This window comes from Streptosporangium nanhuense, assembly GCF_059358815.1.
Map to the genome: position 1 here is coordinate 338,290 of NZ_JCADBG010000004.1, position 23,034 is coordinate 361,323.

21 protein-coding genes are annotated in these 23,034 nt (G+C 72.9%); 5 read left to right on the top strand and 16 right to left on the bottom strand.

The genetic code is table 11. The features are described from left to right. Positions 1-85: 85 nt before the first annotated feature. The 4 genes from AC5L38_RS11310 to AC5L38_RS11325 form a co-directional block, all read right to left on the bottom strand. Positions 86-559: a GNAT family N-acetyltransferase gene (locus tag AC5L38_RS11310; RefSeq protein WP_495242697.1), complete on the bottom strand. Its 474-nt coding sequence runs from the start codon at positions 557-559 to the stop codon at positions 86-88. Then, positions 556-3,192 carry a phosphoenolpyruvate carboxylase gene (locus AC5L38_RS11315; protein ID WP_495242698.1) on the bottom strand — a complete coding sequence of 879 codons (2,637 nt, stop codon included), beginning with the start codon at positions 3,190-3,192 and terminating at the stop codon, positions 556-558. The genes AC5L38_RS11310 and AC5L38_RS11315 overlap by 4 nt, the downstream gene beginning before the upstream one ends. Before the next feature lie 134 nt (positions 3,193-3,326). After that, positions 3,327-4,925 carry a hypothetical protein gene (locus AC5L38_RS11320; protein ID WP_495242699.1) on the bottom strand — a complete coding sequence of 533 codons (1,599 nt, stop codon included), beginning with the start codon at positions 4,923-4,925 and terminating at the stop codon, positions 3,327-3,329. A 179-nt stretch (positions 4,926-5,104) separates the two neighbouring features. Further along, positions 5,105-5,887, bottom strand: a complete 783-nt coding sequence (locus AC5L38_RS11325; protein WP_495242700.1) for an ABC transporter ATP-binding protein — start codon at positions 5,885-5,887, stop codon at positions 5,105-5,107. 102 nt (positions 5,888-5,989) lie between these two features. On the opposite strand from AC5L38_RS11325, the gene AC5L38_RS11330 reads away from it, so the two are divergent. The 5 genes from AC5L38_RS11330 (at position 5,990) to AC5L38_RS11350 (ending at position 10,956) form a co-directional block, all read left to right on the top strand. Beyond that, on the top strand, positions 5,990-7,594 hold the full coding sequence (locus tag AC5L38_RS11330) for an acyl-CoA carboxylase subunit beta (RefSeq protein WP_495242701.1): 1,605 nt from the start codon (positions 5,990-5,992) through the stop codon (positions 7,592-7,594). Next, positions 7,591-7,797 (top strand): acyl-CoA carboxylase subunit epsilon, encoded by a 207-nt coding sequence (locus AC5L38_RS11335; RefSeq protein WP_495242702.1) that lies wholly within the window; start codon positions 7,591-7,593, stop codon positions 7,795-7,797. Before AC5L38_RS11330 ends, AC5L38_RS11335 begins: the two co-directional genes overlap by 4 nt. 101 nt (positions 7,798-7,898) lie before the next feature. Continuing rightward, positions 7,899-8,840, top strand: coding sequence for an NYN domain-containing protein (locus AC5L38_RS11340; RefSeq protein WP_495242703.1), 942 nt, complete (start codon positions 7,899-7,901; stop codon positions 8,838-8,840). Between the two features lie 179 nt (positions 8,841-9,019). After that, positions 9,020-10,429, top strand: a complete 1,410-nt coding sequence (locus tag AC5L38_RS11345) for an AlkA N-terminal domain-containing protein (protein ID WP_495242704.1) — start codon at positions 9,020-9,022, stop codon at positions 10,427-10,429. Next, complete coding sequence (locus AC5L38_RS11350; protein ID WP_495242705.1) at positions 10,426-10,956, top strand: methylated-DNA--[protein]-cysteine S-methyltransferase; 531 nt, start codon at positions 10,426-10,428, stop codon at positions 10,954-10,956. Before AC5L38_RS11345 ends, AC5L38_RS11350 begins: the two co-directional genes overlap by 4 nt. A 203-nt stretch (positions 10,957-11,159) precedes the next feature. Here the strand turns inward: AC5L38_RS11350 and AC5L38_RS11355 are convergent, their stop codons facing one another. The 12 genes from AC5L38_RS11355 to AC5L38_RS11410 form a co-directional block, all read right to left on the bottom strand. Further along, positions 11,160-12,101: a hypothetical protein gene (locus AC5L38_RS11355; RefSeq protein WP_495242706.1), complete on the bottom strand. Its 942-nt coding sequence runs from the start codon at positions 12,099-12,101 to the stop codon at positions 11,160-11,162. Then, positions 12,098-12,733 (bottom strand): hypothetical protein, encoded by a 636-nt coding sequence (locus tag AC5L38_RS11360; RefSeq protein WP_495242707.1) that lies wholly within the window; start codon positions 12,731-12,733, stop codon positions 12,098-12,100. Before AC5L38_RS11360 ends, AC5L38_RS11355 begins: the two co-directional genes overlap by 4 nt. A 179-nt stretch (positions 12,734-12,912) precedes the next feature. Beyond that, the gene (locus AC5L38_RS11365; protein ID WP_495242708.1) at positions 12,913-15,810 is read right to left on the bottom strand and encodes a hypothetical protein; all 2,898 of its coding nucleotides are present in this window, start codon (positions 15,808-15,810) and stop codon (positions 12,913-12,915) included. A 52-nt stretch (positions 15,811-15,862) separates the two neighbouring features. Beyond that, positions 15,863-16,270, bottom strand: coding sequence for a pilus assembly protein TadG-related protein (locus AC5L38_RS11370; protein WP_495242709.1), 408 nt, complete (start codon positions 16,268-16,270; stop codon positions 15,863-15,865). Positions 16,271-16,557: 287 nt separating this feature from the next. Next, the gene (locus AC5L38_RS11375) at positions 16,558-16,968 is read right to left on the bottom strand and encodes a TadE/TadG family type IV pilus assembly protein (RefSeq protein ID WP_495242710.1); all 411 of its coding nucleotides are present in this window, start codon (positions 16,966-16,968) and stop codon (positions 16,558-16,560) included. Continuing rightward, positions 16,965-17,534 (bottom strand): TadE/TadG family type IV pilus assembly protein, encoded by a 570-nt coding sequence (locus AC5L38_RS11380; RefSeq protein WP_495242711.1) that lies wholly within the window; start codon positions 17,532-17,534, stop codon positions 16,965-16,967. Before AC5L38_RS11380 ends, AC5L38_RS11375 begins: the two co-directional genes overlap by 4 nt. Next, on the bottom strand, positions 17,521-17,757 hold the full coding sequence (locus AC5L38_RS11385) for a Flp family type IVb pilin (RefSeq protein ID WP_495242712.1): 237 nt from the start codon (positions 17,755-17,757) through the stop codon (positions 17,521-17,523). The genes AC5L38_RS11380 and AC5L38_RS11385 overlap by 14 nt, the downstream gene beginning before the upstream one ends. A gap of 2 nt (positions 17,758-17,759) precedes the next feature. Further along, entirely contained in the window at positions 17,760-18,695 is a 936-nt protein-coding gene (locus tag AC5L38_RS11390) for a type II secretion system F family protein (protein ID WP_495242713.1), read from the bottom strand. After that, on the bottom strand, positions 18,688-19,575 hold the full coding sequence (locus AC5L38_RS11395; RefSeq protein WP_495242714.1) for a type II secretion system F family protein: 888 nt from the start codon (positions 19,573-19,575) through the stop codon (positions 18,688-18,690). Before AC5L38_RS11395 ends, AC5L38_RS11390 begins: the two co-directional genes overlap by 8 nt. Then, on the bottom strand, positions 19,572-20,873 hold the full coding sequence (locus tag AC5L38_RS11400; protein ID WP_495242715.1) for a TadA family conjugal transfer-associated ATPase: 1,302 nt from the start codon (positions 20,871-20,873) through the stop codon (positions 19,572-19,574). Before AC5L38_RS11400 ends, AC5L38_RS11395 begins: the two co-directional genes overlap by 4 nt. Beyond that, positions 20,870-21,712, bottom strand: a complete 843-nt coding sequence (locus tag AC5L38_RS11405; protein ID WP_495242716.1) for a CpaE/TadZ family protein — start codon at positions 21,710-21,712, stop codon at positions 20,870-20,872. The genes AC5L38_RS11400 and AC5L38_RS11405 overlap by 4 nt, the downstream gene beginning before the upstream one ends. Before the next feature lies 1 nt (position 21,713). Next, complete coding sequence (locus AC5L38_RS11410) at positions 21,714-22,415, bottom strand: CpaB family protein (protein ID WP_495242717.1); 702 nt, start codon at positions 22,413-22,415, stop codon at positions 21,714-21,716. Between the last annotated feature and the right edge of the window lie 619 nt (positions 22,416-23,034).

Genomic DNA, 23,034 nt, shown 5'->3' on the forward strand with positions numbered 1-23,034 from the left:
GCTCCGGCCCCCGGACGTCCACCTCGACCCTTAAGTCCACTTCCATTGAGAATCACCCATATTGGATCCTGGGGAGCCGTCTCCGTCAGCCGGGGAGCCGTTTGGCCATGAAGACGACATCACGCGGGCCGGACTCGCGGCGCTCGGTGATCTCGTACCCGAGGCGCCGGTAGAGGGCGATGTTCGGCTCCATGCGGGCGTGGGTGTACAGGCGCAGGGCGTCGAGGCCCGCGGCGCGGGCCCGTTCCTCGGCGAAGGACAGCAGGCGCCTGCCGAACCCCCGGCCGTGCAGGCCGGGAGCCACCGCCACGTTGTCCACCAGCAGCACGCCCTCTTCGGGAACCAGCACGATCAGCCCGACGATCCCCGCGTGCCCGTCCTGTCCGGGAGGGCCGCCCGGAAGGTCCAGCACGTGCAGACGGCCGGCCGCCACGTGGGCGGCGTAGTCGTCGTCCATCGGCTTGGGGCGAACCCCGATGAGGTCCGCCCACGGCCGGTAGGCCGCCTGGACCAGGCTCTCCACGGCCGGGAGGTCCCCGGCCCTCGCCTCGCGGATCATCCGGTGTTCTGCAGGCCCGCCGCGACGCCGTTGACCGACAGCAGCAGCAGCGTGGACAGGCGCTCGCGCTCGTCCTCCGACAGCCCCTCGTCGGCGCGGAGGGTGGACAGGGCGCGCAGCTGCAGGTGGGAGAGCGCGTCCACGTAGGGGTCGCGGAGCTGCACCGCGCGGGACAGTACCCTGCGGTCCTCCAGCAGGCGGGTGTGGCCGGTGATCTCCAGGACCAGGCGGCGCGTCAGGTCGTACTCGGCCAGGACCTGCTCGACGAAGTCGTCCCTGGCGCCGAGCGCGAGGTAGCGGGCGGCGATGTCGCGGTCGGTCTTGGCCAGCGACATCTCCACGTTGTCCAGCAGCGAGGCGAACAGCGGCCACTCGCGGTAGGCGGCGCGCAGCTCGTCCAGGCCCGCCTCGGAGATGACCGCCTCCAGGCCGCTGCCCAGGCCGTACCAGCCCGGCAGGTTGACCCGGGTCTGGGCCCAGGCGAACACCCACGGGATGGCCCGCAGGTCGTCCAGGGAGCGGGGCGCGCCGAGGCCGCGCCGGGCGGGGCGGGAGCCCAGGCGGAGCGAGCCGATCTCCTCCAGCGGGCTGACCAGGGAGAACCACTCGGGGAAGCCGGGCGCCTCGGTCAGCCGCCGGTAGGCCTTCTCCGAGGCGGAGGCGACCCGCTCGGCCACCCCGCGGAAGCGCCCCGCCGCCTCGGCCGTGCGGGCCTCGATGGAGGGGGTGGAGGCGAGCAGCACCGCCGAGGTGACCTGCTCCATGTGGCGGCGGGCGATGGCGTCGTGGCCGTAGCGGGCGAAGATGACCTCGCCCTGCTCGGTGACCTTGAACCTGCCGCCGACCGAGCCGGGGGCCTGCGCGAGCACGGCCCGGTTGGCCGGGCCGCCGCCCCGGCCCAGGGCGCCGCCCCGGCCGTGGAACAGCGTCAGCGGCACGTCGTGCTCGGCCGACCAGGCGGCCAGCGCCTCCTGGGCCTCGTACAGCTTCAGGGTCGCGGCGGCCGGGCCGAGCTCCTTGGCGGAGTCGGAGTAGCCGAGCATGACCTCCAGGCGCCGGTCGGCGGCGAGCCTGGCCCGCACCGCCGGGATCTCCAGCATCCCCGACAGGACGGTCGGCGCGGCGGCCAGGTCGGCGCCCGACTCGAACAGCGGGACCACGTCGAGCAGCGGCGCCCGCTCGCCCATCGCGTGCGCGGCCAGCGCGTGGACCGCGGCGATGTCGTCGGCCGAGCGGGTGAAGGAGACGACGTAGCGGCGGCAGGCGGTCACCCCGAACCGCTCCTGGATCCAGGCGATCGTGCGGATCGTGGCCAGGACCTCCTCGGTCCGCTCGGAGGTGCGCCCGGCGGCGATCTCCTCCAGCGCGGCGGCGTGGACCTGCGAGTGCTGGCGGACCTCCAGCTCGGCCAGGTGGAAGCCGAACGTCTCCACCTGCCAGATGAGGTGCTGCAGCTCCCCGTACGCCTGCCGGTTCGCCCCCGCCTCGACCAGCGAGTCCTGGGCCGTGCGCAGGTCGGCCAGGAGCTGCTCCGGCGAGCGGTAGGCCAGGTCGAGGCCGCGCTGGCGGGTGGCCGCGATGCGGGCGGCGACGAACATCAGCCACTGCCGGTGCGGCTCCCTCGGGGAGCGGGTGGCCATCTCCGAGACCACGTCGGGGTGGTCGTTCACCGCGCTCGACAGCGCGGCCCGCAGCCCCGCGGAGGCGGAGGTGTAGTCGGCGGTGAGGGTGAGCGAGCGGCCGATCCTGAGCGTGGCGTTCTCCAGGGCGATCAGCACGTGCTCGGCCTGGATGAGCACGGCGTCCCTGGTCACCTTGGAGGTGACGTTGGGGTTGCCGTCGCGGTCGCCGCCGATCCAGCTGCCGTACCTGATGAAGGCGCGGGCCCGCGGCTTCCCGGTGCCGGCCCCTCCGCCGAGCGCGGCGTCCAGGGCGCGGTAGACCTGCGGGACCACCCGGAAGAGGGTCTCGTCGAAGGCCGCCATCGCGGTGCGCACCTCGTCCAGCGGGTCGAGCTTGGTGGACCGCAGCTGGGCGGTCCGCCACAGCAGGTCGATCTCCTCAAGCAGCCGCCGCCGGGTCTCGGCCCGCTCGGCCGCGCCCCTGTCGGAGCTGTTGTACGCGGCGAGCTGGCCGCTGATGCGCTGGATCGCGGTGACCACGGCGCGCCTGCGGGCCTCGGTGGGGTGCGCGGTCAGCACGGGGTGCAGCCGCAGTCCCTCGACCAGGTCGGCGACCTTGTCGTCGCCGAGCTCCTGGACGGCCTGCGCCAGGGACTCGGGCAGCGGCTCCTCGCCGGTGTCCCTGACCCGCAGGGTGCGGATCCTGAAGTGCTCCTCGGCCAGGTTCGCCAGGTGGAAGTAGCAGGTGAACGCGCGGGCGATCTGCACCGCCCGGTCGATCGGCCACTCGGCCACCATCGCGGTGATCTCGTCGACCGACACCTGCTTCCTGCGGGCCCCGATGACGGCCTTGCGCAGCCGTTCGACATCGGCGAGCAGGTCATCGCCGCCATGCTCGGCGATGACCTGCCCCAGGAGCTCACCGAGCAGTCGCACGTCCGCGCGCAGCTCGTCGGGCATCTCGGTGACAGCGGAGGAACGCTCTGCCTGATGGGACACGGTGGCGGGCATGCCCGCCAGCGTACCCAGTCCGTTTTGTCGAACGGAGACCGGTCTCACCCATTGGACTAGACCACTCCGAACGCCGTTCACGAGCTGTTCGGACTGTGCCCGGCGGGCCCTTCCGACGATCCGCCGGGGGAGCGTCAGGTCGCCACGGAGGTCGCCTTCAGGAGCGCCGGATACCTGGCGAAGGCGATCTTCCCCGCGACCCTGCGGCCGCCCCAGGAGAGCAGCAGCCCGTACGCCACCGCCGGCACGCTGACCCAGTTGAGGCCGAACAGGACCGGCAGGACGATCGGCAATGCGACCAGGCCGGTGCCGATCAGCGCGCCGAACGACCCCGCGAAGGCGATGCCGCCCTGCCCGGGGGCCGCGCCGGTGAAGGCGTTCAGGCGCTCGGGCACGGTGTACGGCATCAGCACGCTGGTCAGCGCGCCCACGCCGAGCCCGGCCCCGAGGACCCCCCAGGCGGTGAGCGTGGCCGGGACCGCCCAGGCGACGTTCCCGGCCAGCAGTGCCGCGACCGTGGCGAGCACGAGCAGCAGCGGGACCGCGATCGTCGCCACGGCCAGGTGCCGCCCGGCGATGTCGGTGCGCCAGTCGCGGTCGGTGCCGTAGGCGACGGCGTTCGTCCACAGGGAGCGGCCGTCGATGCCGAAGGCGTTGCACCCCTGGATGCTGATCATCAGCGCGCCGATGCAGGCGGGCAGGATCGCCAGGAAGCTCCCGGCCGCGCCGTCGCCCTCCCCGTACATCGAGAAGGCCATGATGCCGGTGACCGCGACGGCGGCGAACCAGCCGACCCTGCCCCGCGGGTCGCGGCGGGCGTACTTGAGCTCCTTGCCCGCGACCGCGGCGAGCTGGCCGTCGGGCAGGATCCTGGCCAGCAGCCCCTGGGAGTTGCGCACCGACGCGCCCTGGGTGGAGGCGTCGGAGGAGACCAGGGCGCGGCGCAGCGCGGCGATCCACAGCCATCCGGCCCCGGCGACCAGGGCGGCGAGCAGGGCCGCCCCCGCGACCGCCGTGAGGCCGCCGTCGGCGACGGAGCGGGCCGCGACGCCGGAGGGGGTCCAGCTCAGCACCGAGGCGAGACCGTGCAGCAAGGCCATGGGGTCGGCCGCCAGGCCGCCGTTGAGCAGCAGGTTGGGCAGCTGGGCCGCCAGGATGAAGAAGATCACGGAGACGGCCAGCACGTCGCGGCCCCTGCGGGTGCGCAGGATCCCCGACAGCGACGTGGTGACCAGCCGGGAGAGCACGACGCAGAGCGAGAAGTGGAGCAGCACCGCGACCAGGCCCAGGATCACCCCGCCGACCCCGGTGGCCAGGCCGACGACGACCCCGGCCATCACGGCCAGCGAGGCGAACGGCCACACGCCGGTGACCGAGGCGGCGAACATGCCGGCGGCCAGCTGGCCGGTCCTCAGCGGGAACAGGGCCAGGCGCGACGGGTCGAGCGTGTCGTCCAGCCCGAACGCCAGCAGCGGCACGACCGCCCAGCCCACCAGGAAGACGGTGAACACCACGATCGCGACGTCCAGGGCGACGTCGGCGGGCGCGAAGCGCAGCGCGGCCGTCAGCAGGAAACCGATGGCGCCGAAGACGAACGCGGCGATCGCCGTGAAGACGAACCCCAGCAGGCGCTCGGTGCTGCCGCTCAGGTTCCCGGCGACGAGCCGCAGCTTGAGCCGTACGAACACCATGGGCCCCACCCGCACGGCACCCGCGCCCGCGGCGCCTCCCACGACGATATCTCCCCGGTCTCCCCGCGTGCCCGCGCCTTCCGCGCCTTCCACGCCTCCCGCGGCGGCGTCTCCCCGCACGTCCGCGCCTCCCGTGCCTTCCGCGCCGGTGTCTCCCCGTAAGTCCGCGCTCACCCCGTCGACCCTTCCGTCGCCCTGCCGCCCAATCCCGTCCGGCGCGCTCACGAGGGGGTCGCGCCCAGCCACGACAGGCCCTCCCGTCCCTCGGGGCCGTCGCCCCGGGCGCCGACCAGGCCGAGAAACGCCTCGTTGAGGCCGCGGCCCGCCCTGACCTCGTCCAGCGGCCCCTGGGCGACGATCAGCCCGCGGTCCATCACCGAGACCCAGTCGCACAGGCGCTCGACGAGCTCCATGACGTGACTGGAGAAGACCACCGTCGACCCGGAGGCGGTGTAGCGCCTGAGCACCTCGACGAGCGTGTTGGCGCTGACCGGGTCGACGCCCTCGAAGGGCTCGTCGAGGAAGAGCACCGCGGGGTTGTGCAGCAGCGCGGCGGCCAGGCCGATCTTCTTCCGCATGCCGGTGGAGTAGTCGACGACGAGCTTGTCGGCCGACTCGGTCAGGTCCATGACCTTCAGCAGCTCCTCCGCCCGCCGCCCCACCTCGTCCCTGGGGATGCCGCGGAGCTGGCCGTTGTAGGAGAGGAGCTCCCGGCCCGACAGCCGCTCGAACAGGCGCAGCCCCTCGGGGAGCACGCCGATGCGTCCCTTGACCGCGACCTGGTCGCGCCACACGTCGGCGCCGCCGATGTGGGCCGTGCCCCCGTCGGGACGCAGGAGGCCGGTGACCATGCTGAGCGTGGTGGTCTTCCCGGCGCCGTTGGGGCCGACCAGCCCGGCGAAACCACCCTGCGGCACCACCAGGTCGACACCTCCCACGGCCACCTGCTGCCCGAATCTCTTGAGCAGCCCCCTCGTCCTTACCGCCTCCGTGACCTCCGGCATGGCGCCTCCCCTTCCGCGGCCCGCGCGATCGGCCGCCTCGCACGGGAAACGAACGATCGCCCCCGATAGTTCGCGATGTCAGGGGACGGTTACCCTGCTGGGATGAGCGAGTCCCTGAGCGCCGAACCACTGGATTCCGGACCCGACATCCACACCACGGCCGGGAAACTGGCCGACCTGGAGCGCCGCCTGGGCGAGGCCGCCCACGCGGGTTCGACGCGTGCCGTCGAGAAGCAGCACGCCGCGGGGAAGATGACCGCCAGGGAGCGGGTGCTCGCCCTCCTCGACGAGGGCAGCTTCGTGGAGTTCGACAAGCTCGCCAGGCACCGGTCCACGAGCTTCGGCCTGGAGCGCGACCGGCCGTACGGCGACGGGGTCGTGACCGGCCACGGCACGGTCGACGGCCGCCCGGTCGCGGTGTTCGCCCAGGACTTCACCGTCTTCGGCGGCTCCCTGGGCGAGGTCTTCGGAGAGAAGATCGTCAAGGTCATGGACCACGCGCTGAAGACCGGCTGCCCGGTGATCGGGATCAACGACTCCGGGGGCGCGCGCATCCAGGAGGGCGTCGTCTCCCTGGGCCTGTACGCCGAGATCTTCAAGCGGAACGTGCACGCCTCCGGGGTGATCCCGCAGATCTCGCTGGTCATGGGCCCCTGCGCGGGCGGCGCCGTCTACTCCCCCGCGCTCACCGACTTCGTGCTGATGGTGTCGGAGAAGTCGCACATGTTCATCACCGGCCCCGACGTGATCAGGACGGTCACCGGCGAGGAGGTGACGTTCGAGGAGCTCGGCGGGGCGCACACGCACAACTCCCGCTCGGGCGTGGCCCACTACGAGGCGTCCGACGAGGCCGACTGCCTGGAGTTCGCCAGGGCGCTGCTGTCCTACCTGCCGTCCAACAACATGGACGACCCCCCGGCGTTCGACGCCGACCCGCCGCTGGAGACCACCGGCGAGGACCTCGAGCTCGACACGCTGATCCCCGACTCGGCGAACCAGCCCTACGACATGCACACGGTCCTCGAACACGTCCTGGACGACGGCGAATTCCTGGAGGTGCACGCGCAATTCGCGCCGAACATCCTCGTGGGTTTCGGCCGGGTCGAGGGACGCTCGGTGGGGATCGTCGCCAACCAGCCGATGAGTTTCGCCGGCACGCTGGACATCTCGGCCTCGGAGAAAGCCGCGCGATTCGTCCGTACGTGCGACGCCTTTAACATTCCCGTCCTGACATTCGTCGACGTCCCGGGATTCCTGCCGGGCACCGACCAGGAATGGAACGGGATCATCCGGCGCGGCGCCAAACTGCTCTACGCCTACGCGGAGGCGACCGTCCCGCTGGTCACGGTCATCACCCGCAAGGCCTACGGCGGGGCGTACGACGTCATGGGGTCCAAGCACCTGGGCGCCGACGTCAACCTGGCCTGGCCGACCGCGCAGATCGCGGTGATGGGCGCGCAGGGCGCGGTCAACATCCTCTACCGGCGCGAGCTCGCCGCGGCCGAGGATCCGGACGCCCAGCGGGCCAGGTTCGTCGCCGAGTACGAGGACACCCTCGCCAACCCGTATCTCGCGGCCGAACGTGGGTATGTGGACGCGGTGATCCGCCCTTCCGACACCCGGGTCCAGATCGTCAAGGCGCTGCGGACCCTGCGCAACAAGCGCGCGACCCTGCCCCCGAAGAAGCACGGGAACATCCCGCTATGAGACATTTGAAGATCATTAAAGGGGACGCGACACCCGAGGAGATCGCCGCGGTGGTGATCGCCCTCTCGACGCGTGCCGCACCGGCGAGCCTGGCGCCAAAAGCCCCGCAGACGTCGAAATCCTGGAGCAATCACTCACATCGCATGCGAAAAGCACTTCCTACCGGACAAGGCGCATGGCGATCCAGCGCACTGCCGAGATAGATCCCGGGAACGGGGTGTCAACTTGCACGAGAGTTGGGACCATCTAAGAAATGGGCGCATATAGTCAGCCGATCAGCTAGTTCCGAGGCCTGGAGGACGACATGACCATCCTGGACCTCACGTCTCGTCCCATCGCCGCGAAGTACGCCGTCCTGGTCGACGTCGGCTATCTGTACGCGGCTGCCGGGGAGGTGCTCCTGAGTGCCAAGGAGCGCAAGGAGTACCGGGTGGCGGCCGACGAGCTGATCCAGGCGTTGCAGAAGCACGCGGAGGAGCGCATCCACGGCGAGCTGCTCCGGATCTACTGGTACGACGCCGCCCGCGACCGGGTGCCGACCGTGGACCAGCGGGTCATCGCCCAGCTGCCCTGGGTCAAGGTGCGCCTGGGCAACCTGAACGCGCGGGGCCAGCAGAAGGGCGTGGACGCGCAGATAAGGAGTGACCTGGAGGCGCTGGCCAGGCACCACGCGGTGAGCGACACGATACTGCTGGCCGGGGACGAGGACATGGTCCCCGCCGTGGAGGCCGCCCAGGCCTACGGGGTGCGGATCCACCTGTGGGGCGTGGAACCCCCCTACGGCACCAACCAGGCCGAGCGCCTGGTCTGGGAGTCCGACACCGTCGAGATCATCAGCGCCGACTTCCTGCGGTCCTTCTTCAGCCGCGCCCCCGCCCCGGTGCCGGTGCCGGTCCCCCCGATCGCCCCCTCCCCCGCCCAGGTCTTCGCCGGGCGCACCGCCGCCAAGCCCAAGGTTCCGGCGGGCCAGGTCACCAAGCTGGGCCCGAGCCGCCCGCGCGTCGAGGAGGTCGGCGAGCACGTGGCCCAGAAGTGGATCCTCACCCGCGGCCGCGACAACATCCGCGACCTGCTGCCGGGGCCGATCCTGCCCACGGTGATCGACACCGAGCTGCTCATCGAGGCGGAGAAGGAGCTGGGCCACTCCCTGCGCCCCTACCCCGAGGCACGCGTCTGGCTCCGCGACGGGTTCTGGGCCCGCGTCTACCGGGAGTTCGAGATCGGGGTCGGCGTCTCCTCCAAGTGAGGCCCGCCGCCGGAGGTGACGCCCTCCCCGCACGGGAAACCCCCGGGTGACGGCCTCACGACCTCACCCGCCTCACCCGCTCGCCCGCCGCCCCTCCCGTGACAGCCGTCCGACGGCCGTCACGGCCATGTCCGATTCCCGCCAGCCGTACCCCCCGCGCCGCGAGTAGCGTCGTCGGCGTGTCCGTCAAAGAGCTCGACTTCGACTCCTGCTACCGCGCGGTGGCCGCGAGGGACGCCCGGTTCGACGGGCGGTTCTACACGGCGGTCACCTCCACCCGCATCTACTGCCGGCCGATCTGCCCGGCACGCACCCCCGCCACCCGCAACGTGCGGTTCTACCGGCACGCGGCCTCCGCCGAGGCGGCCGGGTTCCGGCCGTGCAAGCGCTGCCGGCCGGAGCTGAGCCCCGGCGACCCCGGCTGGGACCACCGGGGCGACCTGGTCGGCCGGGCGCTCCGGCTGATCGACGAGGGCGTGGCGGACGACGGCGGGATGACCCGGCTGGCCGGGCGGCTGCACATCACCGGACGGCACCTGCACCGGCTGTTCACCGCGGAGATCGGCGTGGGCCCGCTGGCCGTGGCCAGGACCAAGCGCCTGCTGCTGGCCAAGCAGCTGCTCACCGAGACCGGGCTGCCGATCGTCGACGTGGCGTTCGCGTCGGGCTTCGGCAGCGTCCGGCAGTTCAACGCGACCATGAAGGACACCTACGGCTTCACCCCCGGCGAGCTGCGGGCGACGACGGGGGGCAGGCCCGGGATGTGCGGCGACGCCCTGACCCTGCGGCTGCACCGCAGGGAGCCGTACGACGCCGCGACCCTGATGCGGTTCCTGGCGGCGCGGGCGATCCCCGGGCTGGAGCGCGCGGACGACACCTCCTACAGCCGGGCCGTCCCCGGCGGCACGATCACCCTCACCCCCGGGCCGGACCACGTGCGGCTGGAGGTGAGCGTCGACGACACCCGCCACCTGGCCAGGATCGTCGCCCGCTGCCGCCGCCTCCTCGACCTCGACGCGGACCCCCAGGCCATCTCCGCGGCCCTCGGCGAGACCTCGCTGGGACCGCTCGTCGCCGCCCGCCCCGGACTGCGCGTGCCCGGCGCCTGGGACGGTTTCGAGGTGGCCGTACGCGCCGTGATCGGCCAGCAGATCTCCGTCGCGGGCGCCCGCACCGTCCTCGGCCGCGTCACGGCCAGGGCCGGGCGCCCCACCGGCGGGCAGGGGCTGACCCACCTGTTCCCGTCCGCGGAGGAGCTCGCCGAGGCCGATCTCGGCGGGCTGGGCCTGACCGGGCGGCGGGTGGCGACGCTGAGGGCGCTCGCCACGAGGGTGGCGGGCGGCGAGATCGACCTGGACGGCGCGCAGGAGCCCGCGGAGGCGGTGTCCCGGCTGCTGGAGGTTCCCGGCATCGGGCCGTGGACCTCCGGCTACATCGCGCTGCGGGCGCTGCGCGACCCGGACGCCTGGCCCGGCGGAGACCTCGGCCTGCGGCGGGCCATGGCCTGCCTGGGCATCCCCGAAGACCACATCGAGCGGTGGCGCCCCTGGCGGGCGTACGCCGCGCTGCACCTTTGGAGCTCGGAATGATAGAGGCACAGGTTATCGACACCCCGGTCGGCCCGCTGGCCCTGCTCGCCCGCGAGGGCGTGCTGCTGGCGGCGGGCTTCACCGGCACGGGCCCGGAGGAGATGTTCGCCCGGCTCTCCCCCGGGCTGCGCGCCGAGGGGCTCACCCTCACCGGCGACCTGGGCCGGCCCGCGCGGGCGGCACGCGACTACCTGGACGGCGACCTGACCGCCCTCGACGCGGTGCCGGTGGAACAGCCGGGCACGCCCACGCGGCAGCGGCTGCTCACCGCCCTGCGCCAGGTGCCCGCGGGCGTCACGATCAGCTACGCCGAGCTCGCCGAGCGGGCGGGGCTGCCCAGGACCGCGGCCAGGGCCGCCGGCTCGGCGTGCGCGCGGAACCTGATCGCGCCGTTCGTCCCCTGCCACCGTGTCCTGCCGTCCACCGGCGGGTTCGGCGGCTACTACTACGGCACCCCGGTCAAGCGGTGGCTCCTCACCCACGAGGGGGCCCCGGCCGCCGAACGGCTCAGGGTCCGGGAGTCCTGAGCCGGGAATCCCCGGCCAGAGTCCTGAACCGGAAGTCCTGAGCCGGGAGTCGCGGACCAGGAGCCCCGAGCCGGGAGGAGGGCCGCTGACCGCTCCTCCCGCTCCGGGAGACCGCCCCGGTCGCGGGCGCGGACGGCCGGCCCCGGGAGGCCGCCGACCGGTCCTCCCTGCCGTGCCCGGCCCGCCCGGACCCGAGGGGACCGCTAGCCGGTCTTCCTGACCGTGCTCTGCACCTCGCCCACCGGGACGTCACGGGTGCCCCCCACCTCGACCGGGTCGTAGGCGAAGGGCACCTCACCCCCGACACCCGCGGCCTCGATGTCCCAGACCGCGGTGACCTCCAGCACGTAGACGCCACGCGGCTGGTCGATCGAGGCCCGCAGGTAGGTCACCCCACAGGTGGGTTCGCCGGCGCCCTCCTTGTACGGTGTGCCGCCCGTTTCACACCCGCTGTCCTCGACCCTCGCCCGTTCCGCGGTGGTGCCCGGCTCGATCTCGATCTTCCCGCGGGTGGCGGTCACGGTGGCGCTCATGATCCCGGGCAGCGTCGCGGTCACGGACCGGGTGGTCTCGCCGACGTCGCCCAGCCAGACCCAGGTCGGCAGGTTGACGTAGCTCTTGGCGTCCGGGTTGAGCTCGACCTTCGGCTCGGGCACGGTCAGCGCGGCGCGGGCGATGTCGGCCAGCTGGGCCATGGTGATCCCGGCGGGCGGGGTCGTGCCGGGCGGCACGAACACGTAGGTGTCCAGCGCCATCTGGCAGCTCACCCCGTTGGGGTCGGACGCGTCGTGGGCGACCGTCCACCAGCGCCCCTCCTCGCCGAGCTTCTCCACGAACGGTTCGAGGGATTCGTGCCGGGTCTGTGGCGCCCCCGGGTCCACCCGGGTCGACCGCTGCTGGAAGTCCAGCATGTCCGAGGCGTTCTGAGCGGGTTCGTACCAGCAGGGACGCTTGAGCCGGTAGCCGTCGCTCCTCCCCCCGCGGCCGTTCCCGCTGATGATGATCTGGGAGTTCTTCAGGCTGATCCGTGCCGTGTTCCCGTCCTGGCCGCCTCGGACCTGAACATCGGGGACACCGCCGCCACCGCCGAGGTCGGGGTCCGGGGCGAGCAGGAGCAGCCCCGCGACCACCATATTCATGATCATCGAAGACATCCCTTCGAGGCTTCACTGAAAGGTTTGGCGTACCGGAGCAGCTTGATCCGCCAGATCCCGTCGTCACCCCGCCGGAGGCCGGCGACCTGGAGGAAGGGACGCCTGGCCCAGTCGGGCTGCCTGCGGACCGCCTTCCCGGTCTCCGCGTCCAGCAGTCGCATCCCGGTCTCGTCCACGCACACGTTCAACTCGGCTCCCCGGCCGGTCACCGAGACGACGTTCAGCGCGTACAGCCGGGAGGTCCCGCGCACCGAGCGGCGCTGGTCCAGGAACGCCTTCACCCACGCGTACGCGTCCATGCTCGCCCCCTCCTGGACCGCCTCGAGGTACGCGGTGTCCCGGCCCCCGGTGACGACCGCCCGGAAGGACCCGGCACGGTAGTCGCGGAAAGCGTCGATCATCGCGGTGGCGTCCCGGTCGGGCATGGCCGGCCACTCCACCACGACCTGGACGTCGGGAGAGACCTCGACCGTCTCCACCCTCGGCTCCGTCCGGGCGGGGTCCGGCGAGGAGCTCTCGGCGGAAAGGTCGGCGGGAAGGTCGGCGGGGGTGAACCGCTCGGCCTCCGACGGGGTACAGGCCGTCGCCGCCAGGAGCACGACCAGCACGATCGCGACACGCACACCGATCACGTTAGGAGCGCCCGACCGCCGAAACCACCGACATGCGCGATTCGGCATGGTTCTCTCCCCCGTCCCGGTACGGCGCCCCCTGTCCCCCGCCTCCGTTCGACGGTCGTCCGGCACGGCACCCGCCCGCCACCGCGTGACGTGCGGCGCGTGGGCCCGGTCAGCCGGGGCCGTCATGCCGTCGGGGCGGAGCGCATCCGCCACGAGGGCAGCAGCTCGTCGATGAGGGCCTCGGTCTCGGGTGCCATCCCGCCGCCGTAGGGGTGGGAGGCGGCCCGCCGGTGCAGGGCGTCGACCACGGCGCGCAGGCGGACCGGGTCGGCGGTGAGGTGGGTGGCCCGCAGCAGGTCGCGCCAGAGTCCCTCGTCGTCCGCGGCCAGCAGCAGCCCGGCGCGCACCGCCGCCACGGCCTGGTCGGTCTCGCCGCGCGCCAGCCGCACCTCGCAGAGCCGGTGCGCGGCGTCCGCGACGCTCGCGGTCACGTTGTACTCCAGGTCGTCGGCGGCGAGCCAGGCGTAGCGGCCACGCGGGCGGCCGTTCAGCAGCGGGCCCCGTACCAGGCTCAGCGCCCTGTCGAGAAGTTCGGGACGCGCGCCCGAGTTGGCGTGCGACCGGCGGACGAGGTCGCGGAAGAGCATCCAGTCGGTGCGCACCTCGGGGCCGAACCGGAGCCGCCCGGACTCGTCGGCGTAGAGGTTGGGCCGCCCCTGGCTGTCGGTGCCCAGCCAGGCGACGACCCTGGCGATCGTGGCGTCCCTGACCACCGGCTGCACGCCCCTCGGCCAGAGGATGCCGCCGAGCACCACGGGGTGGACGCCGCCGGGGTGTGTCGCCAGGTAGACGGCCATCTCCACGGCGATCACGGCGCGTCCCTCCTCCATGGGAGGGGGGCCGACGACCTCCGCGGGGCCGAGGACGCGCACCTCGACCGACGGCGTGCGCGTGACCGGCTCCGGCTCGTCGGGAAGCGCCTCGCCCTCCAGCCGCTCGGTCGCCAGGAACAGGTCGACCAGCGCCCGGTACTGGCGGCGGGGCAGCAACTGCGCGGCCACGTCGAAGCCGAGCGCGTCGACCTCGGCGCGGCCCTCCTCGGTGATCGTCCAGTTCCAGGTGGCGTGCGGTACGTCGCCCGCGACGACGTACCCGGCGGCCGTCCTGACGCCCTTCCTGGCGAGCAGCGCCAGGCGGCGGCCCTCCTCGGGGGTGGGGGCGATCGCGGACAGCAGGTAGTGCGGGGCGCAGACCGGGTCCTCGGCGCGCCCGTGGATCCGGCCGGTGAGCACCTCGCCGCCGTGAGCGCGCCCCTGGGCCGCGGCCTCCAGCTCGGGCAGGATCTCCGCCAGGCCGCCCACGTACCTGATCCGGTCGGGGGCGATCACGGTCAGCTCCTCGCCGAAGCCGACCAGGGTGACGCGCATCCGGTCCGACCAGCGGTTGGTGGCCAGCTCCACGGCGAGCGCGGCCAGGGCCGCGGTGGTCTGCGGGCCGCGGATGCTGATCGGCCCGTGCGCGGCCTCCAGGTCGACGAGCACCCGGCCCTCGCCGTTGGAGCCGAGCGAGACCAGCCCGGGGTACGGGGCGGGGGCGTCGGCGAGCGCCCGCTCGTCGAGCATCCGGCCCTCGTGCGCGGGAAGCCGCCAGACCTGGCCGCCGTCGTGGGCGGTCCAGGGCGCGGGCGCGTCGGGGTCGGGCGGGTGGATCCACAGGTCGAGGGTCTGCGGCGACAGGTGGGCGGCGTAGACCGTGGGCGGGACGCGGTTCTGGGCGGCGAGGGACTTGCCGAGGAGCCGGAGACCGACGTCGAGCATCCGGCTGCCGGGGGCGTCGGCGCCAAGCCTGAGCGCGAGCTCGGCCTGGGCCGCGTCGTCCCTGGGCCGGGTGATCCGGTGCCCGAACGCCCGGTGCCAGAGCTGCTGCCTGCGCCTGCGTCCCAGCGCCACCAGCAGTCCGGCCGCCGCGAGCGAGGCACCCGCCAGGTAGTCGAGCGTCCCCAGCCCGGCCTCCTGCCCGCTGTCGGGGGGTTCGGCCACCGCCGCCGGGTCGCGCCGCTCCACCTGGCCTGGGTCCTGGCGCCCGCTGTCGGGCACGGTGCGCGAGGGGCGTTCGGTCGCCTCGTGACGCGCCTGCCCGGGGCCGGTCTCCCGCGTCCCGTCGGCACCGGCCCTCTCCCCGGTCTTCTCCCCGGTTCTTTCGCGGGAGTCGTCGCGGGAGTCGGAGACCTCGGGCGCGGGCTCCGCGGGGAGGTCGGCCTGGCCGGGGGTGAAGGTCTGGGTGCGGCCGTCGAGCTCCACCGGCTTGTCCCGGTGCTCCTTGAGGGTGTCGTCGCGCGGCTGGGAGGCCGGGACGAGGTGGATGTTGCGCGCGTCGTCCGGCATGTCCAGGACCCAGCCGGGCCTGATCAGGTCGGCCATGTGGAGGCGGCTGCCGTCGGGCTGCTCCTTGTGCTGGTTGAGGCGGTAGATCTCCGGATACCGGCGCCCGTCGCCCAGGCACTTCTCGGCGATCTCCCACAGGCTCTCGTGGTGGCGCCCGTGCGGCGGCTGCACCACGTAGACCTTCTTGGCCTTCCGCACCGGCTCCAGCTCGGCCCGCTCGCCGGCGACCGGGCCCGACGTCGAGGAGAGCCCGGTGGAGACGACGCTGGGACCGGCGGGCGGCAGGCTGGTCAGCTTCGCGATCGGCAGCGCCACCGCCGAGACGGTGAACAGCAGCATGGCCGCCGAGACCAGCCGGTTGGCGAACATCTGCGTGCCGCCGGAGAACGGCACCCGGGCCGGCATGCCGACCCGGCGCAGCCCCGCGTAGATCTCGACCAGCACGCAGATCACCAGCTGCAGCCACGCGAGCCAGACCAGCAGCACGAGGATCGCGACGATCGTGCTCGTACCCACCTGGCTGGTCAGCAGGTCGAGGTTGAGCAGCTCGGGCGGGAGCGGCGGCCCGGCCAGCCGGAACAGGGCGTAGGGGACTCCCGCGATGAGCGCGACCAGGACGGCCAGCGCGCCGAGGCCCGCCAGCAGGTCCCCCGGTGTGCGCCTGGCCTTGATGCGCGCGGGCTGTCGCGTGGGCATTCGTCTCCCTCCCCGTCCAGATTCGTCCTCGGTCAACCGCTGGGCCAGCGATTCACGGCAATTGGTCTTCCCCGATGTCCGGCCCGGCCGTGGCCTGGGCCTCCATGTCCGCACCGGGGAAGCCGAAGGCGGCCAGGAAGAACGCCTTCCAGGTGACGGAGACGCTCACGCCGACCTCGGCCTGGCCGCCGCCGAGCGTGCACTCCGTGAGCTTTACGTCGCCGCCGCCGTGGGCGGAGACGATCTCCTCTGCCTTCCCGCAGCTCTCCCCCTCCCCCAGCAGCCGGGCCTGGCCGGTGGCGCGCAGGTGCTCGACGTCGATCTGGTCGGCGGCGGCCCTGGCGGCCTGCTCGGCGACGTCGGCCGCGCGCAGCCGGGCGTTGATCGCGGCCCCGCCGTCGACGAGCAGCCCGGCCAGCAGGAACACCACGACGGAGAAGATCACCGTGAAGATCGACATCGACCCCCGCTGCGCCCGGGTCGCAGAGGAGGGCGATGGCGGGGACGGGGGTGGGGACGGGTCCGCTGGGTTCGCTCCTCGCCCTTCCGGAACCGCTCCGGTGGAATCCACCGCCCGACCCTTCGGAACGACTCCGGCTGAACTCACAGCCCGGCCCCCTGGAACCACTCCGGCGAGACCCACCGCCCGGCCCCCCGGAACGACTTCGGCGGGACTCGCCACCTGACCCCCCGGAACGACTCCGGCTGAACTCACCGCCCGGCCCTGCGAGCGTGCTCCGGCGAAGCTCATTCCTCGACCCTCCGGAACTGCTCCAGCGGGACCACCGAGTCGCCCTTCATCTCCTTGGCCGCGCCGAAGCCCAGGAAGTCCAGGTCCAGGGAGCAGGTCACCTCGGCATGGACCTGGCCGCCCTCCTCCCAGGTCGTACCGGACAGGCTGACCTCCGGCTCGCACTCGCCCGACAGGGCGCCGCGGGCCGCCTCGTCCGCGGCGGCCTCGGCGTCGGACATGGTGCGCTCGACGGAGGCGGCCCTGGCGGCGTCCCTGGCGGCGCCGTTGACCTCGCCCTGGGCCTCGACCACCCTGCCCGCGCCCACCAGGAACAGCAGGAACAGCAGGAAGACCGGGGCCAGCAGCACCGTCTCGGTGCTGAGCGACCCGCGGTCGCCGCCGGCCTTGGGGATCAAGCGGATCACTCGCACCCTTCGCTCCCGTCGTCGGGCCGGAAGCACTCGATGGGACCGCCGAAGCGCGCGGTGACGGTGAACGTGGTGGACGGCAGCAGCGGGACGACCTGGACCGCCGAGGCGGTCACCTCGACGCCCCGCCGGTCGCCCTCCTCCCAGGCGGTGACCGTGGCGCCTTCGAGGAGTTTCGGCCCGACGGTCCGGATCAGCTCCTGGGCGCGGGACTCGGCGTCCTGCTGCCAGGACTCGGTGTCGGCCCGGGCGAGCCGCGCCCCCTCCCTGGCCGCGGCGTCGGCGATCTGGCGCCCGTGGAACCAGAGGGCGAACTGCACGATGAGCAGGACGACGACCAGCAGCACCGGCATGATGATCGCCAGCTCGACGACCGTGGCGCCGCGCTCGCCGCCGCGGTTCCCGCTGCTCGGGCGCCCACCGCGCCGCGGCCTCCTCGCCCGGTCGCGCTCGCCGTCCCTCTCACGGTCGCCCCGGCTTTCTCGATCGCTCCGGTTCTCCTGGTTCTCCCGATCGCCCCGGATCTCCCGGGCGCGGTGCCGCGAGCGATCACGGGTCTCCAAGTTCGCCGCCCCCGCCCCCGCCGAACTGGTTGGAGATCTCGGCCTGCTTCCCCTCGACGAGGGTCTTGATGAGGGTGGCGAGCCCGAGCGCCACCCCGGCGATGATGGCCGTGATGATGACCCACTCGACGGCGGAGGCTCCCCGGGTGGGGGCGCTGCGCGCCTTCTCGATCCGGACGCTCAGGACGGCGGTCGCGTAGACGACCCACGGATGACTCAGCATGGTCAGGACCCCAACATCTTCATAGCGGCCGGGAAACTCAGAAAGATCACGAAGCCCGCGCACAGCAGGAGCTGGGCGACGAGCATCGACTGGGAGCGCTCACCCGCCTGCCCCTCGATCTCGGCGAGCTCCCTGCGCCGCATGGTCGCGGCGCGGGCGGTGAGGGAGGAGCGGACCTTGGCGCCGTCGTCGGCGACGAGCCCCAGCGCGGCGGACAGGTCGCGCAGCTCGTCGACGTTGATCTCGTCACCCAGCTGGCCGAGGGCCTGCCAGGGGGTGATGCCGACGATCCTGGCGTTGCCGAGCGCCTCGCGGATGCGGGACATCGCCCAGTTGGCGCCCTCGTCGTCGGGGCCGGGGCTGCCCACGGAGACGGCCATCATCAGCGCCTCCGGCACCCCTCGCCCGCCCGCCAGGTTCATCGCGACGAGATCGAGGAAGGAGCCGACGACGTGCCGGAAGTCGCGGCGCATCCGCGAGGCGTCCCGCTTGACCTGCAGGTCGGGCAGGACGAAGAAGACCCCGGCGACCGCGAGCGCCGCCCACAGCGGGACGGTGAGGGAGATCCCCCAGTCCATCAGCACCAGCCAGCCGACCAGCAGCGGGAACGCCAGCAGCCCGGAGACCGCCAGCAGCACCTTGGTGGCGAGGAAACCCTCGAACGACCTGCCGAGCAGCGCGAGGTCGGCCCTGGCCGAGTGGGCCTCCCAGCCCCTGGCGGCGTAGAAGCGGGCCATCCGCTCGCCCAGGCCGCGCCGGAACGCGCTGACCTCCTCGTCGGGCAGGATGAGCCTGGCCCTGGGCGCGTCGGTGCCCTCCCTGGCGGCGTCGAGGGCCAGCAGTCGCGTCACCAGCCCGGGGCGGGCCGGGAACAGCGCCCGGAACAGCAGGAACAGGCCTATCCCGAGCACCGAGCCGGCGAGCAGCGCCTCAGTCATCGCGTACCTCACCTCCGGAGGGCAGGCCGAGCAGGCGGGCGGGCTTGTCGAAGCGGGCCAGGCGGCGCATCCAGGCGAACCCGGCGCCGAACAGCCCGGCGACCACCACGAGCACGGCCTGGCCGAGCGTGTTGTCGTACTCCTCGACGTAGGAGGGGTTGAACACGACGAGCATGACGGCGAAGGCGACGGCCGTGCCGACCACGATCTGCACGCTGCGGCGGGTGGAACGGCGCTCGGCCTCGACCCGGCGGCGCATGTCGAGCTCCTCGCGGGCCGACACCGCCAGCGCGCCGAGGACGTCGCGCAGGCCGGGGCCGCGCAGCTTGGAGTTGAGGATGAGGGCGGCCACGACCAGGTCGGCGGAGGGGTCGTCGAGCTCGTCGGCGAACAGCCTGAGCGCGTCGGGCAGCGCCATCCTGGTGTGCAGGCGGTCGACCATGGAGCGCAGGTGCGGGCGGAGCGTGGGGGCGGCCGCCCGGATCGAGGACGGGATCGCCTGCTCCAGCCCGGCCGCTCCGGCGATGGTGTCGCGGAGCGACTCGGTCCAGGCGGCCAGGGCCTCCAGCCGCCGCATCGCGGTGCGTTCCTCCGCGGCGCCGCCGGACAGGCCCCGCCAAGCCATGGCGAGGAGTACGGCGCCCACCGCCATGACGGGCCACCCCGTCACCACGAGCACGAGCACCCCGGCGATGGCCCCCACCGCGGTCCGGGTGGACAGGGCGCGCAGGAACTCGCGCCTGCCCGCGCTCCTGCCGGGGGTGGCCGGCTTGGGGCTCACCCCGTACAGGGAGAGGAAGAGCAGGAACAGCCCGGCGCCGACCGCGAGGCCGGAGAGCAGCACCAGCGGGTCGAACAGGCCCGGCGGGAGGGGGATCATGCCCAGCCTCCCGGGTCGTAGCCGAAGTGGGCCAGTTCCTCCCGGCACGACAGCGGCGCGTGCGGCAGGACCCTGCCGTCGGGCGCGGTCGCGAACACCTCCGAGGAGAGCACCCGGCCGTCCACGCCGGCCACCTCGCGCACGCTCGACACGAAGCGGCGCAGCCTGCCGCCCACCGCGTAGTCGTTGCGCTTCTCGATGAACACCACGAAGTCGATCGCGCCCGCGATGAGCATGTGGGTGGCCTCGATCGGCAGGCGCTCGGTGGCCTGGAGCGCGTAGGTGGCGATGCGGTTGAAGACCTCCATCGAGGAGTTGGCGTGGATGGTCGACAGCGAGCCGTCGTTGCCCTGGGTCATCGCGTTGAGCATGGTGACGATCTCGTCGCCGAGGACCTCGCCGACGATCACCCGGGACGGGTTCATGCGCAGGGAGCGGCGGACCAGCTCCGCCATGGTGATCTCGCCCTGGCCCTCGGAGTTGGGGAGCCGCTGCTCGAAGGCGACCACGTTGGGATGGAGCTCGGGAAATTGGTCGAGGCCGAGTTCCAGGGCGCGCTCGACGGTGATGAGCCTCTCGGACGCCGGGATCTCATTGGCCAGGGCGCGCAACAGGGTCGTTTTCCCGGCGTTGGTCGAACCGGAAATCATGATGTTCTTCCTGGCCGCCACCGCGGCCGAGAGAAAACGTCCCAATTCCGGGGTGAGGCTGCCGTTTCCCACGAGGTCGGTGAGAAAGACCTTGCCCAGCCGGGAACGACGGATGGAGATGGACGGGCGCACCGTCACGTCCATCACGGCCGAGAGGCGGGAGCCGTCGGGAAGGCGCAGGTCGAGCTGGGGGTTGGCGGTGTCGAACGGCCTGCTGGACAGGCCGCTGTAGGCGGCGAGGATCTGGATCAGCTCGACCAGCTCCTCGTCGGACTCGGCCACCGGCTCGCGCATGAGCTCCTGGCCGTCGGCGTAACCGACGAACACCCGGTCGCAGCCGTTGATATCGATGTTCTCGACCTCGGGGTCGTCGAGCAGCGGCTGGAGGCGGCCGACGCCGAACAGGGCCGCGTGGATGCCCGCGGCCAGCGCCTCCTCCTCCTCGGCGGTGGGCGGCGTCCTGCCGACGCCGATCTCGCCGCGGGCGAACTCCTCCAGGATCTGGGCGATCAGGGCGCGGGCGAACTGGCGCTCGTCCTCGCCGGTCATCGGCGGCAGGCCGCTGGCCTGGTCGAGGCGTCGCTGGTGGGCCAGCCGGTCGCCGACGTCCTGCCGGAAACGCTTCACCAGCGTGTGGTCGATGGTCACGGCCTCGCTCCGCCCGACGGCTCGACGGGCGAGCGGGACGGCTCGGCGGGCAGGCGGGCGGCCTGCTCGCGGGCGCGGAAGGCCGACTCCGCCGACTCCTGGGCGCGGACCTGGGCGTCGAGGCGTCCGCCCAGCTCCCTGGCGGTGCGGATCAGCAGGGAGCGGTCCAGGCGCCCGCCCCACTGGCCGCGCAGCAGCTCGGCGCCCTTGGGGTCGTGCGCGAGCCCGCTCACGAAGGCGACGTTCCTGCCGGTGCCCGCGACGATGCGGCGCACCTCTTCGATGGTCGTGCGGTACTGGCGGGGGTCGGCGATCACGACCACGCCCACCTGGGGCTCACGCGGCATGATCTGCAGGCGTTCGCGCAGGTGGGCGACGTGGTCGAGGCTGGCCCTGGTGAACAGCACCACCAGCGCGGCCTCGCTGGTCAGCTCGGCGAGCTGGGGGTGCCCGCCGAGGCGCCCGCAGTCGGCCAGCACGTCGGCGTCGGGCAGCGTGGCCAGCGCCCGGCCGAGCGGGCCCCAGAGCCAGGTCAGCCCGGCGGCCTGCTCGCCGTGGGTCAGCCCGGCCAGCACGTCCAGGCCACCGATGATCTTCTGGGTGTGCTCGTGGATCTGGTCGGGGTGCAGGCCCCGGCGGGCCATGGCCCCCAGGGTGAGCAGGCCCCTGGCGGGGTTGAGCACGCCGCCGTCGGCGGCGGGCAGGCGGTAGGCGAGGTCGCCGCCCGCCGGGTCGCACTCGGCGAGCAGCACCGGGCGCGGCCAGATCGCGCCGAGCGCGGTGGCCGCCGTGGTCACGCCGGGTGCGCCCTTGTCTGCGGCCAGCACGATGAGCGCCACGTCAGCGCGCTCCCGGCAGCTCGGCGAGGGCGATCTCGCCGGTGGAGGCGTACGCGACGATCTCCGGCGAGATGGAACTGTCGACGATGATGGTGACCAGGCCGTTCGCCCCGGTCCTGCCCGGGGTGCCGATCTGGTGGACCAGCGCGCTCTGCGCCAGCACCCGGCTCTCCCGGTCGGCCCCGGCCCCCCTGCTCGGCACGTGGACGACCTGGACCCGGTCTCCGCGCTCCAGGGTGCCCGGCGTCTGGCCGGGCTTGAGCGCGAGGCCCACCTGCGCCTTGCCGGGGCCGAGCTCCCTGCTGGCGGAGACCACCATGTCGCGGGTCAGGAGCGTGCCGGGGATGAGGGTGACGCGGGCGAAGTTCTCGGTGACGCGGGCGCGCTGTGACCAGGCCACGTAACCGATGCCGGTGTCGGCGATCTGGACCTCCTGCAGCATCGCCGCGGTGAAGGGCTGCCCGGCGCCGACCTGCTGGGAGATCGCGATCGCCGAGACGCGGTCGCCGCTGCGCATGACGAGCAGCGTGGTGGCCAGGGCGCCGCCCAGGATGAGGAGGACGGCGAGGGCGGCGAGGGCTGGTTTGCGCTCGCGTGGGGGCACGGGAAGTTTGCGCGACGCCGGACCCGACAGGGTGCCCGCCGAGGTCTGACGCTCGGCGTTGACCGGGACGCGGCCCGTTGGCTTCTCACTGGTCCTCATGGGTAGGGGGACTCCCAGAGTGATCATAAATATGGGGAACTACTGGTCGAATTTACGCCATTATGCGCACCATGCCGACGGGCTGTCGGACAAAAGCCAGGACCCATGCTCGTTTGATAGGAACACGTCTGTCAACGCCACTTCAGAAGAAAATGACCGTTTGGCTAGATGACGCGAGGCTTATCGGGGTGATATGGACGGTAATTAACTCTCGCACCAATCACCCCAGCTTTTTCAGGCCGCATTCACGCGCCCGACTTCAGCCGCCCGGCCCGTCTTCCGCGTTCGCCTCCCGCGCCCGACTTCAGCCGCCCGGCCCGTCTTCCGCGTTCCCCTCCCGCGCCCGCCATCGGTTGCCCCGCCCGTCTTCCGGGTTCCCCTCCCGTGCCCGCCATCGGTTGCCCCGCCCGTCTTCCGCGTTCCCCTCCCGCGCCCGCCATCGGTTGCCCCGCCCGTCTTCCGGGTTCCCCTCCCGTGCCCGCCATCGGTTGCCCCGCCCGTCTTCCGCGTTCGCCTCCCGCGCCCGCCACCGGTCGCCCCGGGCCGTCGCCGGAGGGGCGGGGTGAGGCCCGGATCCGGGCCGGAAGCCGTCGTTTCCCCCGGTTCTCCGAACAGGTTT

What these genes read in the sequence shown, in the direction of transcription:
- AC5L38_RS11310 (WP_495242697.1), bottom strand. Translation starts at nt 559, where the DNA reads ATGATCCGCGAGGCGAGGGCCGGGGACCTCCCGGCCGTGGAGAGCCTG.
- AC5L38_RS11315 (WP_495242698.1), bottom strand. Translation starts at nt 3,192, where the DNA reads ATGCCCGCCACCGTGTCCCATCAGGCAGAGCGTTCCTCCGCTGTCACC.
- AC5L38_RS11325 (WP_495242700.1), bottom strand. Translation starts at nt 5,887, where the DNA reads ATGCCGGAGGTCACGGAGGCGGTAAGGACGAGGGGGCTGCTCAAGAGA.
- AC5L38_RS11330 (WP_495242701.1), top strand. Translation starts at nt 5,990, where the DNA reads ATGAGCGAGTCCCTGAGCGCCGAACCACTGGATTCCGGACCCGACATC.
- AC5L38_RS11335 (WP_495242702.1), top strand. Translation starts at nt 7,591, where the DNA reads ATGAGACATTTGAAGATCATTAAAGGGGACGCGACACCCGAGGAGATC.
- AC5L38_RS11340 (WP_495242703.1), top strand. Translation starts at nt 7,899, where the DNA reads ATGACCATCCTGGACCTCACGTCTCGTCCCATCGCCGCGAAGTACGCC.
- AC5L38_RS11350 (WP_495242705.1), top strand. Translation starts at nt 10,426, where the DNA reads ATGATAGAGGCACAGGTTATCGACACCCCGGTCGGCCCGCTGGCCCTG.
- AC5L38_RS11355 (WP_495242706.1), bottom strand. Translation starts at nt 12,101, where the DNA reads ATGATCATGAATATGGTGGTCGCGGGGCTGCTCCTGCTCGCCCCGGAC.
- AC5L38_RS11365 (WP_495242708.1), bottom strand. Translation starts at nt 15,810, where the DNA reads ATGCCCACGCGACAGCCCGCGCGCATCAAGGCCAGGCGCACACCGGGG.
- AC5L38_RS11370 (WP_495242709.1), bottom strand. Translation starts at nt 16,270, where the DNA reads ATGTCGATCTTCACGGTGATCTTCTCCGTCGTGGTGTTCCTGCTGGCC.
- AC5L38_RS11385 (WP_495242712.1), bottom strand. Translation starts at nt 17,757, where the DNA reads ATGCTGAGTCATCCGTGGGTCGTCTACGCGACCGCCGTCCTGAGCGTC.
- AC5L38_RS11390 (WP_495242713.1), bottom strand. Translation starts at nt 18,695, where the DNA reads ATGACTGAGGCGCTGCTCGCCGGCTCGGTGCTCGGGATAGGCCTGTTC.
- AC5L38_RS11395 (WP_495242714.1), bottom strand. Translation starts at nt 19,575, where the DNA reads ATGATCCCCCTCCCGCCGGGCCTGTTCGACCCGCTGGTGCTGCTCTCC.
- AC5L38_RS11410 (WP_495242717.1), bottom strand. Translation starts at nt 22,415, where the DNA reads ATGAGGACCAGTGAGAAGCCAACGGGCCGCGTCCCGGTCAACGCCGAG.